This is a genomic window from Limnohabitans sp. INBF003 (assembly GCF_055396645.1).
This window is the reverse complement of the sequence record NZ_AP029222.1, coordinates 3,345,060-3,358,040: the sequence shown is the minus strand read 5'-3', so window position 1 is coordinate 3,358,040 and position 12,981 is coordinate 3,345,060. Positions and strand designations below refer to the sequence as shown.

Annotated in this window: 14 protein-coding genes; 4 read left to right on the top strand and 10 right to left on the bottom strand. The window is 61.4% G+C overall.

The window, feature by feature from the left end:
- Window position 1: 1 nt before the first annotated feature.
- A complete protein-coding gene (locus ACZ5VE_RS15700; RefSeq protein ID WP_464456038.1) occupies window positions 2–892 on the top strand; it encodes a ribose-phosphate diphosphokinase in 891 nt (296 codons plus the stop codon).
- Here the strand turns inward: ACZ5VE_RS15700 and ACZ5VE_RS15695 are convergent.
- From ACZ5VE_RS15695 to ACZ5VE_RS15680, 4 genes are all read right to left on the bottom strand, one after another.
- Complete coding sequence (locus ACZ5VE_RS15695) at window positions 873–2,087, bottom strand: Fic family protein (protein WP_464456037.1); 1,215 nt, start codon at window positions 2,085–2,087, stop codon at window positions 873–875. The genes ACZ5VE_RS15700 and ACZ5VE_RS15695 overlap by 20 nt on opposite strands.
- A 247-nt stretch (window positions 2,088–2,334) precedes the next feature.
- On the bottom strand, window positions 2,335–2,652 hold the full coding sequence (locus ACZ5VE_RS15690; RefSeq protein ID WP_464456036.1) for a hypothetical protein: 318 nt from the start codon (window positions 2,650–2,652) through the stop codon (window positions 2,335–2,337).
- 251 nt (window positions 2,653–2,903) lie between these two features.
- On the bottom strand, window positions 2,904–3,134 hold the full coding sequence (locus ACZ5VE_RS15685; protein ID WP_464456035.1) for a DUF2783 domain-containing protein: 231 nt from the start codon (window positions 3,132–3,134) through the stop codon (window positions 2,904–2,906).
- Window positions 3,135–3,152: 18 nt separating this feature from the next.
- Complete coding sequence (locus tag ACZ5VE_RS15680; RefSeq protein WP_464456034.1) at window positions 3,153–4,853, bottom strand: FAD-dependent oxidoreductase; 1,701 nt, start codon at window positions 4,851–4,853, stop codon at window positions 3,153–3,155.
- Between the two features lie 192 nt (window positions 4,854–5,045).
- On the opposite strand from ACZ5VE_RS15680, the gene ACZ5VE_RS15675 reads away from it, so the two are divergent.
- On the top strand, window positions 5,046–5,819 hold the full coding sequence (locus tag ACZ5VE_RS15675; protein WP_464456033.1) for a FadR/GntR family transcriptional regulator: 774 nt from the start codon (window positions 5,046–5,048) through the stop codon (window positions 5,817–5,819).
- A gap of 28 nt (window positions 5,820–5,847) precedes the next feature.
- Here ACZ5VE_RS15675 and ACZ5VE_RS15670 read toward each other — a convergent pair whose 3' ends face one another.
- Both ACZ5VE_RS15670 and ACZ5VE_RS15665 read right to left on the bottom strand, forming a co-directional pair.
- Window positions 5,848–6,843 carry a Bug family tripartite tricarboxylate transporter substrate binding protein gene (locus ACZ5VE_RS15670; protein ID WP_464456032.1) on the bottom strand — a complete coding sequence of 332 codons (996 nt, stop codon included), beginning with the start codon at window positions 6,841–6,843 and terminating at the stop codon, window positions 5,848–5,850.
- A 27-nt stretch (window positions 6,844–6,870) separates the two neighbouring features.
- A complete protein-coding gene (locus ACZ5VE_RS15665; RefSeq protein ID WP_464456031.1) occupies window positions 6,871–7,743 on the bottom strand; it encodes an isocitrate lyase/PEP mutase family protein in 873 nt (290 codons plus the stop codon).
- 70 nt (window positions 7,744–7,813) lie between these two features.
- On the opposite strand from ACZ5VE_RS15665, the gene ACZ5VE_RS15660 reads away from it, so the two are divergent.
- Window positions 7,814–8,608: an SDR family oxidoreductase gene (locus ACZ5VE_RS15660; protein WP_464456030.1), complete on the top strand. Its 795-nt coding sequence runs from the start codon at window positions 7,814–7,816 to the stop codon at window positions 8,606–8,608.
- Window positions 8,609–8,622: 14 nt separating this feature from the next.
- Complete coding sequence (locus ACZ5VE_RS15655) at window positions 8,623–9,177, top strand: lipocalin family protein (protein ID WP_464456029.1); 555 nt, start codon at window positions 8,623–8,625, stop codon at window positions 9,175–9,177.
- Between the two features lie 33 nt (window positions 9,178–9,210).
- On the opposite strand, the gene ACZ5VE_RS15650 is transcribed toward ACZ5VE_RS15655, so the two are convergent.
- The 4 genes from ACZ5VE_RS15650 to ACZ5VE_RS15635 form a co-directional block, all read right to left on the bottom strand.
- Window positions 9,211–9,639 (bottom strand): c-type cytochrome, encoded by a 429-nt coding sequence (locus tag ACZ5VE_RS15650; protein WP_464456028.1) that lies wholly within the window; start codon window positions 9,637–9,639, stop codon window positions 9,211–9,213.
- 134 nt (window positions 9,640–9,773) lie between these two features.
- Window positions 9,774–10,433 (bottom strand): pyroglutamyl-peptidase I, encoded by a 660-nt coding sequence (gene pcp, locus ACZ5VE_RS15645; RefSeq protein ID WP_464456027.1) that lies wholly within the window; start codon window positions 10,431–10,433, stop codon window positions 9,774–9,776.
- Window positions 10,434–10,444: 11 nt separating this feature from the next.
- Window positions 10,445–11,881, bottom strand: coding sequence for an NAD-dependent succinate-semialdehyde dehydrogenase (locus ACZ5VE_RS15640; protein WP_464456026.1), 1,437 nt, complete (start codon window positions 11,879–11,881; stop codon window positions 10,445–10,447).
- A gap of 157 nt (window positions 11,882–12,038) precedes the next feature.
- Window positions 12,039–12,926: a LysR family transcriptional regulator gene (locus ACZ5VE_RS15635; protein ID WP_464456025.1), complete on the bottom strand. Its 888-nt coding sequence runs from the start codon at window positions 12,924–12,926 to the stop codon at window positions 12,039–12,041.
- Window positions 12,927–12,981 lie beyond the last annotated feature (55 nt).

Below are 12,981 nucleotides of genomic sequence, written 5' to 3'. Positions count from 1 at the left end.
CATGTCTGAGCGCGGTGCATTGCTCTACTTTGAAGATGAAACCCCCGCCGCACTGCGCCTGGCCGATGCCGCTGATTTGGTGCCGCACCGGGTGGAGCGCCATCGCTTTCCCGATGGCGAAATCCAGCTCACGCTGCCCACCCGCTTGCCCCCGCATGTGGTGCTGCTGCGCAGCCTGCACCAGCCGGGCGACAAACTGACCGAGCTGCTGCTGGCCGCGCCGACCGCCCGCCAACTGGGCGCACAACACATCAGCCTGGTCGCGCCGTACCTGGCCTACATGCGGCAAGACATGGCGTTTGCCCCCGGCCAGGCCGTCAGCCAACGCATCGTGGGTGCCTGGCTGGCCACGCTGTTCGATGCGGTCATCACGGTGGACCCGCACCTGCACCGCGTGGCCACCCTGGCCGAAGCCGTGCCCGCCCGTCAGGCCATCACGCTCAGCGCCGCCCCGCTGCTAGGCGACTGGATTGCGCAGCACCGGCCCGGCGCGTTCTTGCTGGGGCCCGACAGCGAATCAGCGCAATGGATCACCCAAGCCACCGCTGCCCACGGCCTGCCCCATGCGGTGTGCCACAAAGTGCGCCACGGCGACCACGCCGTGAGCATTGCACTGCCCGCGTGCGATCTGCGCGGCCAAGCCGTGGTGCTGCTGGACGACGTGGCCAGCAGCGGCCACACCCTGGCCACCGCCGCCGCACTGGCCCTGGCCGCAGGCGCGGCCAGCGTCGATGTCGCCGTGACGCACGCCCTGCTGGCCGGCGATGCGCTGCAACGCATCCACCAGGCAGGCGTGGGCGAATTCTGGAGCACGGACAGCGTGACGCATCCGAGCAATGTGGTGGGGTTGGCGGGGTTGTTGGCGGGGGCGATCAAGTCGGCGCGTGATTGAGCGGTTCAGACTTACCGCTTGCTTTGGGCAACTTGGCTCCGTCCTCGGCCCAACCTTCTATCGCCGGGTAATACCGGGTCGAGCGCCCGTCACCGTATCTTGTGAGCAGCCCAAGCCGTTCCAGTTCAATCAGGTCTCGCGCCGCCGTGGGTGTTGACGTTTGCGCAATGCGCTCGTGCTTGCGCGTCGTCATGCCGCCTTCGTAAGCCTTGGGGCCCGCATCCAACAGCTTCTTCATGGTTTTTTGCTGACGCTCATTGAGCGAGATGGCCGACATCGTTGCCTGAAACCGGATGCGTTGGATCGCGACGTCGATCGTGCGGCTGGCAAATTCGCTGGCAAGAGACATTTGCTCAAGCATCCATTCGACCCATGCCGTCACGTCCATGCTTTTGGAGCGCTGCGCCCGCTCCAGTTCGTTGTAATAACGTTCTTTGCAAGACTCGATTTGCCGTGACAGCGTCACGATCCGCCCAGGCTGGCCCATGTCCTGACCCAGTGCCAATTGCAAGATGGCGCGGCCGATGCGCCCGTTGCCATCGTCAAACGGGTGCAGCGTCTCAAACCACAGATGCGCAACCGCGGCACGGACCAAGCCGTCCATGGGCTGTGAGCCGACCTTCGGTTGGGTTTGGTTGAACCAAGTCAAAAACGCGTCCACTTGCTCGGCCAAACCTTCAGCTGGCGGTGCGGCGTAGTGCACCTTGCTGCGACCGATGGCACCACTGACGATCTCCATGGGGACTGAGCGCAGAGCGCCCACATCAATGCGCTGCATGCCCGAAAAACCCGTCGGAAAAAGGGCACCGTGCCAACTGCACAACCGCTCCAGCGTCAACGGCGATTCGGTGTTGAGCGTGGCATCCTGCAGCACATCCACCAGCCCCTCGATGTTGCGCTGCCCCTCGCGCACAGGGGCACCAGACAAGTCGAGCCCCAAACGCCGAGCCACGGAAGAGCGAACACTTTGAGGGTCCAGCTTCTCGCCCTCAATCGCGGACGTGGTCAGCGCCTCTTGTGTCAGCGAGTCGAGCATATGAGGCTGCAACCCCTCCAGGCCGATCAACTCGGCTTTGCCAAGAAGGTGCCCTTGGGATTGTCTGGCCGCAGCCAGAAGGGTCTGGATTGTCTGCGCGTCAAACACCAGCGCTGGCCACTCAGGCAGCTGCCAAATCCAGTGTTGATGCGATTTCATGACTTAATCATATCAATATTTGATGCAATAAGGCATCAAATCGCATCTTTAACTCCATCAATGCCCATCTAACCCCACGTAACAGACGTATAAAAACCAATAAGGCAGCCAATTTTGGTGGTCGGCTTAAGGCAAGGAGCCGTCTTTGCGATGAGGAAAATTTCTGGTCGGAAGTACCAAAAACAGAAGTGGGGGCTTCTAAACTCTGTCGCGCTACGCTTGGTGCAAAGATGATTTGGCCAACGATTCAGTTTGATTCATTGCATTTCGTTAGAACGAAATCTGTCGGCCTGAGGATTTTTTTTATTTTGATAAATGTGGCGGGTAGCTTCGAAACCACGAAACCTTCTGTGCAAAGGGCTCTTGCAATATCGCCACCTTCAAAACGACCATGACTGTGACTGATCAAAGCATGACGACCTTGCCCCCCATACTCCTTTGCAATATAGGTCCCATCCTTTAGGTCAATTTCATTCCTGACGTCAATTTCGAGTTCTGTAGCGGCCAAGGCAAAAAAGGGGCAGCACGCAAGAACCACCATGTAAAGAAAGTTGTAGTTTTTCATTTTTTCAAAAAGTCTTTAAGGTGCCAAGAACGGTGTTGCACTTGAACTTGGTTCAGCGAATCACGCGATATCCATTTGTTCAATTTTGAATGCTGAATCTTCACTGAGCCTTTCAACCACTCAACTGTATTGGTGTTGCAGGCTGACGGCTTTAAAATAGATCATAAATTACCCGATATTGAACGATAACTGCGTGAAGCTACTACGGTTAATGACTGCAACCGCTGCATAGCTTCCCGACACCTCTTCCCTCAAGCACTCCCCCGCGCCTTGTCCAACGCCTCCCGTAACACCCCCAAATCCCCAATGTGATTGGCCAGCAGCAAGATCAAGCGGGCGTTGAGCGCTTCGCTTTGTTCGTCCGTCAGGCCGTTGTGGGCTTCGATCAGGTGTTCATAAAACTCGTCGCCGGGCGAAAAGTCGCGGAAGAAGCGGCGGCCGGCTTCGTGGAAGTTGGGATCTGTTTTCAATGAGGTGTTCATGTCAGTCCTTGTTGCGGTTCAGGCTTGGCCGATGTTGGCGCCCAAGGCGCGGACCAACGCCGCTTGCAGCTTGGCGCTGTCCAGCGTACGCCAGCGGGCCACCACGTGCTGGTCGGGGCGCAGCAGGTAGGTGGTGCCGGGTTGGGCGTCGTAGCGTTTGGCCACCAGGCCTTGGGTGTCGACGATCACTTTCACGCCGGGGATGTTCAAGGGGCTTGGGGTGACGATGAGGGGGGTCACTTGGACGGGCTGGGCATTCGCGCGCAGGGGCGCGCTCCCACATTCAGCGGAGATATTCGCAAGTTGGGCCAGGACGTCGGGCGAAGGCACTGCGCCCACAAACAACAAAACCTGAAAACCCTTGCCCACTTGGTCGAGCAGCCACGCGTCTTGTCCGTTCACTTGCACGGGCGCGTCGTCCATCGGTGCGCCGGGCACCATCTGGCCTTCAAAGGCGTCGGTGTCGGGCGTGTTGAGCACCGATTCGGTCAGGAAGGACGGCATGGACAAGCGGCCCGAATTCACCAGCTTGCGGGCAAACGGGTAATGCTTGGCCAGCGCCAGCACCTGGTTGCGGAAGGTTTTGCTGGTGCGGCTCTTGGGTGTGATGAAGTCGGTCGAGCGGGTCGAGTTCATGATGTTTTCGTCGGCCGCAAACTGGCGGTCGTGCGCGTAGGTGTCGAGCAACTTTTCGCTGGCTTGGGCTTTGATCACCAAGCCCAGTTTCCACATCAAGTCGTCCGCATCCTGAAAGCCCGAGTTGGCCCCGCGTGCGCCAAAGGGTGAGACCTGGTGCGCCGCGTCGCCCACAAAGAGCACGCGGCCGTGGCGGAAGTCGGTCATGCGGCGGCACTGGAAGGTGTAGATGCTGACCCACTCCAGCTCAAACGGCCGGTCGTCGCCCAGCATGGCTTGCAGGCGCGGGATGACTTTTTCGGGCTTCTTTTCTTCTTCGGGGTCGGCGTCCCAGCCGAGCTGAAAGTCGATGCGCCAGACGTTGTTGCTTTGCTTGTGCAGCAGCACGCTTTGATTGGGGTGAAACGGCGGGTCAAACCAGAACCAGCGCTCGGCCGGGTAGTCGGCCTTCATGATCACGTCTGCGATCAAAAAGCGGTCCTGGAACACGCGGCCTTCGATGTCCAGCCCCAAGTGACGGCGGATCGGGCTGCGTGCGCCATCGGCCACCACCAGCCAGTCGGCTTCGATTTCAAACGGGCCATCGGGCGTTTCCACCGTCAGCGTAGCGTGGTCGTCGTGGCGGGTGACGGCCGTGACCTTGTGCTGCCAGCGGATGTCGGCACCCAGCTCTAAAGCGCGGGCGATCAGCATTTCCTCCACGTGGTACTGCTGCAGGTTGATCATGCCGGGGCGCTTGTGGCCCGCATCGGGCACCAGGTTGAACTGGTAGACCTCGTCTTCTTCCAAAAAGGTGCGGCCAATGTTCCAGCTCACGCCCATGTTGCAGGCCTGCTCGGCAATGCCCAGACGGTCGAGGATTTCGAGCGAGCGCTTGGCGTAGCACACCGCCCGCGAGCCGACCGAGACGGTTTTGTCGTCGTCCAGAACCAGCACGTCCAAACCCTGCAAGCGGGCGTCGATGGCAGCAGCCAAGCCCACAGGCCCCGCGCCAATGACGATCAGCGGTTTGCGCTGCGGCGGTGTGGACATCAAGTCGGCAGGCGACTTGTAGGGATAGATCGGGTTGATGTAAGCGCCCATGCGTGGTCTCCGGCCCTGAGAAAAGCACCTTGTGGTGCGACAGGCCATAATTTACTATAGATAAATCAATTTACCTATCCGTAACTTGCTAAGCCGAAGGGCTATTGATCCAGCTGCCTCAAAAAGTGCGTTTTCAGGCGGCAAGCGCCAAGTCAGGCTATGCTCCAAACCTGTCTTTTGTATGACAAGCCCATGACTCAGAACTTCACCCCCGTATCCAGCGGCGCACGCCTGTCAGACCAGGTGGCCGAACAACTGACCACCGAAATCAAGCAAGGCCGCCTGATGCCGGGCGACAAACTGCCCACCGAAGCCCGTTTGGTCGAGCAGTTTCAAGTCAGCCGTACGGTGGTGCGCGAAGCAGTGTCGCGGCTCAAGTCTTTAGGCCTGGTCGACTCGCGTCAAGGCAGCGGGGTATTTGTCAGCCAAAAGCTGCCCTTTGCGCCGCTCAACTTCGAGTCGCGGCATGCGGCATCGCAAGAAGCGGTGATTCAAATGGTCGAGGTGCGCCGGGCTCTAGAGGCCGAAGTGGCCGCACTGGCCGCGCAGCGGCGCAACGCCCAAGACATTCGCGCCCTCAAGCAAGCCGTCAAAGCGCTGGACACCGCCGTGCAAGCGGGCGGCAACGGCGTGGCCGAAGACGTGAAGTTTCACCGGGCGATTGCCGACGCCACGCGCAACCCGTTTTTGATCCAGACGCTGGAATACCTGGGCCAGTTTTTGCACGGGGCCACACAAGTCACGCGGGCCAACGAAGCGCGGCGCGTGGACTTTGCAGCCGAAGTGCAAACCGAGCACCAGGCCATCTTGCAGGCAGTGGAAGCGGGTGACGCCGAAGCCGCCAGGCAAGCGGCAGCCACGCACATGGGCAACGCCATCGTGCGCATTCAGCGTGCACCGGCCGACTTTTGGCAGCAAGAAGGCGAGCGCTTGGCGCAGCCGCTGGTCAAAGGCTTGCGGGCCTGAAACCTCGGGCCAGCCGTGGCCCCCGCGTTCACTCGACCTTGATGTTGGCCGCCTTGACCACTGTGGCGTAGCGCGACAGGTCGCGCGCCATGTCGCGGCCAAACTTCTCAGGGCCACCTGGGCTGGCGGCGATGCCCAGCGTGTTCAAGCGCTCGCGCACAGCCGGGTCGTTGAGCACCACGTTCAGTTCGGTGTTGAGCTTGTCCACAATGGCACGGGGCGTTTTGGCCGGGGCCAGCAAGCCCACCCAGGAGTTGATGTCGAAATCGGGCACACCGGCTTCAATGAAGGTGGGCACATCGGGCATCGACGGCGCACGCTGCGCGCTGGACACAGCCACCGCATGCAGCTTGCCTGATTTGACGTGCTGGATCGCCCCGGCCACCGCCGTGTATACCAGCGGAATGGTGCCGCCCAACAAATCGGTCATGGCCTGGCCACCGCCTTTGTAGGGAATGTGCGTGAGGTTGGCACCGGTGCGCTGCTTGAGCAACTCGCCCGCAATGTGCGGCGTGCCACCCGTGCCGGACGTGCCATAAGACAAGCCACCCGACTGGGTTTTGGACAAAGCGATCACCTCTTTGAGTGTCTTGGCGGGCACGCCGGGGTGCGACACCAGAATCAAAATGGCGTCACCGATCTTGCCGATCGGGGCAAAGTCTTTGGCGGTGTCAAAACCCACTTTGGGGAACACATGCGGGTTGATGACCAAAGTGCCGTCAAAGCCCAACAGCAACGTGTAACCATCGGGCTCGGCGGCGGCCACCATTTGCGTGCCGATGTTGCCCGAAGCGCCGGGCTTGTTGTCGACGATCACCTGCTGGCCCAGCCGCTTGGACAGCTGCTCGGCAATCAGGCGGCCACTGGTGTCGGTCACGCCACCCGTGGCAAAAGGCACCACCAGCCGAATCGGTTTGCTGGGGTAAGTCGATTGTGCAAAGGCTGTGCCTGCGCCCAACGCCAGGCTGGCGGCCAACAGGGTTTTGAGCCATTGGCGACGGGGTGTTGTGCTGTTCTTTTGCATCGTTGTCTCCGGAGGTTTCGGGTCGCGTCAATCGGTTTCGGCGTAGCGCTTTTCAAAAGCCCACACGTCTTCAAAACCCATGAGCTTCGTCAGGTCGGCAAAGTCGTACAAAGGCGTTGCGCTGTTGGCCGACGAACCCGTGTCCTTGAACTGCTGGTACACCTGCGTCATGGCCTGCACACCCGCCAGCAAAGCCGTCACCGGGAAGATGGCGATCTTGTAGCCCAGCGCCTCCAGCTCGGGGCGGGTCAGCACCGGGGTGCGGCCCTTCTCGACCATGTTGGCCACCAGCGGCACGTCAAAGCTCTGGCCAATGCGGCGCATCTCTTCTTCGGATTCGGGCGACTCGACAAACAAAATGTCGGCCCCCGCCTTGGCATAGGCCTCGGCCCGGCGCAACGCTTCATCCAGGCCCAGCGTGGTGCGGGCGTCGGTGCGGGCGATGATCAAAAAGTCTTTGGACGCGCGCGAGTCCACCGCCACCTTGATCTTGCGCACCATGTCGGCCATGGGGATCACGCGGCGGCCCGGGGTGTGGCCGCATTTTTTGGGGAACTCCTGGTCTTCGAGCTGGATGGCGCAAGCGCCTGCGGCTTCGTAACCCCGGATGGTGTGGCGCATGTTCAGCAAGCCGCCGTAGCCCGTGTCGGCATCGGCAATCAAGGGCGTGCGGGCCATGCCTGCCATGGCCGTCACGCGGCCCACCATGTCGCTGTAGGTGGCCAAGCCCGCGTCGGGCAAGCCCATGTGCGAGGCCACGGTGCCGTAACCGGTCATGTACAAAGCGTCAAAACCGAAGCTGTCGGCCAGGCGCAAAGACACCATGTCAAACACGCCGGGGGCCACCACCAGACCGGGCTGGTTCAAACGCGCACGCAAAGCAGAGGTTTTGGTATTCATGAGGCAAATGTTGTTGAAGAGTGTTTAAATCGCGAATTCCAATTTCATCATTTCAGCAGAAGAGAACCCCATGGACTTGCACCTGCGCGACAAGCACGTTTTGATCACCGGCGGCAGCAAAGGCATCGGCCTGGCCTGCGCCCAAGCCTTTTTGCAAGAGGGTGCCAAAGTGACTTTGGTGTCGCGTGACACGGCCAACCTGAACGCTGCGCGGCAAAAACTGCAGGCCACATTCGCGGCAGACCGCATCCACACCGTGGCCGCCAATTTGCGCGATGCTGCGGCAGCACTGAGCGCACTCGATTCGGCCGAAGCCGCGTTTGGCCCGGTGGACGTGCTGGTCAACTCGGCAGGTGCGGCCAAGCGCACGCCCGCCCCCGAACTCACGCCTGAGGCTTTTGCCGATGCCATGCAAGCCAAGTACTTCACCTACATCCACATGATGACGCCCACCATCCAGCGCATGGCGGCACGCGGCACAGGTGCCGTGGTCAACGTGGTGGGCAACGGCGGCAAGGTGGCCAGCCCCATTCACCTGCCCGGCGGCGCAGCCAATGCGGCGCTGATGCTGGTGAGCGTGGGCCTGGCAGCCGCTTATGGCGCACAAGGCATTCGCGTCAACGCCATCAACCCCGGCCTGACGCTGACCGACCGCCTGCAAGAAGGCATGGCGGCCGATGCACGGCTCAAAGGCATCAGCACAGAAGAAGCCATGGCACAAGCCGTGGGCAAGATCCCCTTGGGGCGCATGGCCGAACCCGAAGAGATTGCCAACGCGGTGCTGTTTTTGGCCTCGTCCAAAGCCAGTTACGTCACGGGCATTTGCATGGGCATGGACGGTGCCCTGAACCCGATCGTGGTGTGAGGTCGCATTTGTTCATGAACACGACACGGGCATTCTGTCTTTATGCACTGGTCTGCCTGGCCACTTGGGCTGCGGCCTGCCACGCCCAGAGCGCTACGGCCCCCCTGGTCACCGTGCCTTCGGTCGATGTTGCCCGCTACATGGGCACCTGGTATGAGATTGCCAAGTACCCCAACTGGTTTCAGAAAAAATGCGCCAGCAGCACGCTAGCCACCTACAGCTTGCTGGCCAATGGCCAGGTGCAGGTGCTCAACCGGTGCAAAACCGACAAGGGCGAATGGAGCGAAGCGCTGGGCGCGGCACGCCAAGTGGGCGGTCCGACTTCGGCACAACTCAAGGTGCGCTTTGCCCCCGAGTGGTTGTCATTCCTGCCCTTCGTCTGTGGCGATTACTGGATCATCGATCTCGACCCGCAATACCAGTGGGTGCTGGTGAGCGAGCCCAAACGCGAGTACCTGTGGATTTTGTCGCGCACGCCGCAAATGCCAGCGGCCACACTCCAACAACTGCAAAACAAACTGGTCGCCTTGGGTTTTGACCTGAAGCGGCTCGAAATCAGCGCGCCTTGAAAGCCAAGCGCGGGGGGTGAAGAGCCCGGGGCTTCAAGGCACCTGAATCGTCTCCAGGTATTTGAGCAAGGACACGATGCGGTTGCGTGCAGACCACTCGGCTGTGCGCGGCGAATCACCCGGCTGCGTCATGGCGCGTGCCTTGAACTCATTGCCCCACACAGGCATTTCACGCGAACCGTGCGGTCCCACCTCGCCCGACCAGCGGCCGTCGATCACCTCCCACATCAGCTCCTGAGGAAACGCGCCGCCATTGCGTCGCGCAATGGTGGTCAGGTCAGACGGTGGCTTGACCAAAAACGAGTGCACAGGGCCATCGCCTTTGCCCGACACCCCATGGCAACTGGCGCAGTTTTCCTTGAAATCGGTGCGACCCAGGCCCACCGATGTTTGCGCCCATGATGTGGCCGTGATGCTCAAAATGCTGGCGATCACGGCTTGGCTGATGGTGTTGCTTGTCATGTTGGCTCCTGTTGTTTTGAAGGAGCTTCATGATCGGAAAATCACCACGGTGCGTCTGTGTGCTGTCGCGCCAAAAACAGCCCTTCGGGATACCCCCAAACCAGTACGCCCATGCCTTCAAGGCACGCCAGCACTCAATTGAGCGTGCCGCCACCGATGGCCGCATCGGCCAAACCTTGCTGTCGGTGCGCCACCAGCAAAGCCAGCGCCCGCTGCGCCGCGGCCACCTGAACGCTGGCAGGCCAGCTGGGCAAGCTGGGGCCTTTCCAGTCGGCCGCTTGCTCGGGCAAAAGCGGCAAGTGCACAAAACCACTGTGCACACCTTGCCCAGCCAGCGCATGCTGCAAGGCATAAAACACCTGGTTGCAGACAAAGGTGCCCGCCGTTTGCGAGACCGAAGCCGCAAAGCCTGCCGCCTTCAAACCCGCCACCAAAGACTTGATGGGCAAGGTGCTGAAATACGCCGCCGGGCCACCTGCGATCACCGGCACGTCGATCGGTTGTTCGCCCGCGTTGTCGGGGATGCGCGCATCCATCACGTTGATGGCCACACGCTCCACCGAAAAATCGCAGCGCCCCTCGGCTTGACCCAGCGCCAGCACGATGTCGGGGCGATGCCTTGCCAGCGCCTCCTGCAAGGCCGGCAGCGCATCGGCAAACACGCAGGGCAACTGCACCGCCGTGACCTGCGCGCCGTCCACCAAAGTGCCGTGCAAGGCACGCGCCACTTCCCAGGATGGGTTCAGGCTTTGCCCGCCAAAAGGCTCGAAACCCGTGACCAGGATGCGCATCACCACCCCGTCTTTCAGGCGTTGAAGATCGACACCGTCTTGGTGTTGAGGTAAGCCTCCAGCGCTTCGGGGCCGCCTTCGGAGCCGTAGCCCGAATCCTTGATGCCGCCAAAAGGCAACTCGGGCCAAGGCGCAGCAGGCTGGTTGACCCACAGCATGCCCACTTCCAGGCGCTGGCTCAGCAGGTGCGAGGTCTTGAGCGAGTTGGTGAACGCGTAACCCGACAAACCGAAGGGCAGGCGGTTGGCTTCGGCGATGGCGTCTTCGATTTTTTCGAACGAACGGATCGCGGCAATCGGGCCAAAGGGCTCGTTGTTGACCACGTCGGCATCCAGCGGCACATGCGACAGCACCGTGGGCGCAAAGAAGTGGCCTTGCGTGCCAATGCGCTCGCCGCCTGTGAGCACTTTGGCCCCTTTGGCGCGGGCGTCTTGCATGATGGCCTGCATCGCCACCAAGCGGCGTTCATTGGCCAAGGGCCCCATCTGGGTGCCTGCGGTCAGGCCATCGCCCACCTTGAGCGACTCGGCGTGCGCGGCCAACAGGCGGGCAAATTCGTCGGCGATTTTGTGGTGCACCAAAAAGCGCGTGGGCGAAATGCAGACCTGGCCCGCGTTGCGGAACTTGGCAGCGCCTGCGGTTTTGACAGCCAGCGCGATGTCGCCGTCTTCGGCCACGATGACCGGGGCATGACCGCCCAACTCCATGGTCACGCGCTTCATGTGCTGGCCAGCCAAGGCCGCCAATTGCTTGCCCACGGGCGTGGAGCCGGTGAAGGTGATCTTGCGGATCAGCGGGTGCGCGATCAGGTATTGGGAAATGTCTGCGGGGGTGCCATAGACCAAACCAATGACGCCATCGGGCACGCCTGCGTCATGAAAAGCACGGATCAACTCGGCAGGCGAAGCAGGGGTTTCTTCGGGTGCCTTGACGATGATCGAGCAGCCCGTGGCCAGCGCGGCCGACATCTTGCGCACCACCTGGTTGACCGGGAAGTTCCAGGGCGTGAACGCGGCCACTGGCCCCAAAGGCTGCTTGAGCACCTGCTGCTGCACGTTGATGTTGCGCGGCGGCACGATGCGGCCATACACGCGGCGGCCTTCTTCGGCAAACCACTCGATGATGTCGGCGGCCGACATGGCTTCGACCTTGGCTTCGGCCAGGGGCTTGCCTTGTTCTTGCGTCAACAGCCCGGCAATTTGCGGGGCGCGCTCGCGCATCAAAGCGGCGGCTTTGCGCATGATGGCGCTGCGCTCGTTGGCGGGCGTGTCGCGCCAGATTTCAAAACCCTTTTGCGCAGCTTGCGCGGCACGCTCCAGATCGGGCACACCAGCGTGCGCCAAGCGGCCGATTTCGGTGCCGGTGGCGGGGTTGAACACCGCCAGCGTGCGGCCATCTGCGGCATCGCACCACTGGCCGTTGATGAAAAGTTGGGTGTTGGGGTAAGTCATGTCGTTTTCCTGAAATCGGATTCCGGGTGGTTTTAAAAGCAGGGGCACACACAGCACGGGCTGCCCGGACAGAGCGCAAATTGTGGCCGGATTTCGCGCCAACAGGGTCAAGCCCGAGACAGCCCCCTGCGCGTGCAGGGCATTCGGTGCCCGGGGTTTACACCGGGCGCAAAAACCTGGCCAGATGCTCCAGCAACACATTGACCCGGTGCGGAATGTAGCGGTTGCTGGGCAAAACCGCGTAAATGCCCAAAGCGGGGGCTTCAAAAGCCGACAGGATTTGCACCACCTCCTGCTTGGCCAAAAAAGGCTCAGCGATGAAATCCGGCTGCAAAGTGATGCCCATGCCACGCGCAGCCGCCTGCGTCAGGGCCAGGCCATTGTTGGCGCGAATACGCCCACGCACCGGGAACGGCTGCGCCCGCCCATCCACCCAAAAAGGCCAGGTCGCGGTGTTCATCGACATCGAATACACCAGGCACTCGTGGTGAGCCAGCGCTTGCGGGTGCAAGGGTTCGCCGTGTTCCGACAGGTAGGCGGGCGATGCCAGCGCCAGCAAACGGACCGAACCCAGGTGGCGCACGATGTCGCCAGGCTGCAAATCGGCCGTGATGCGGATGGACAGGTCGATGCCCTCTTCAATCAGATTGGCGCGCTGGTCCGAGAAATCCATCATCAGCTCAATGTGGGGCTGCGCCTGCGCAAATTCGAGCAAGGCGGGCATGAGCCGCTGCAAGCCAAAGCTGATCGGCAAGCCCAAACGGATGCGACCGCGCGGCACGGCGTTTTCTTCGTCCAGACTGGCCTCGGCCGCGTCCACCATGTTCAGGATGACCCGGCACTTTTCCAGATAAGCGGCGCCTGCCGCCGTCAGGGTCAGGCTGCGGGTGCTGCGGGTGATCAGCTTGATGCGCAGGTGCTTTTCGAGCGCCGCAATCTGGCGCGTGACCACCGAGCGGGCCACCTGCATTTGGTCGGCCACGGCGGTGAATGTGCCCGCTTCGGCCACACGCACAAAAATTTGCATTGCATCGAGCTTGTCCATTGTTGTTGATTTTGCAACAAGGCAAGGCCATCTGCGGGCAAGCTGTAAACTGAAT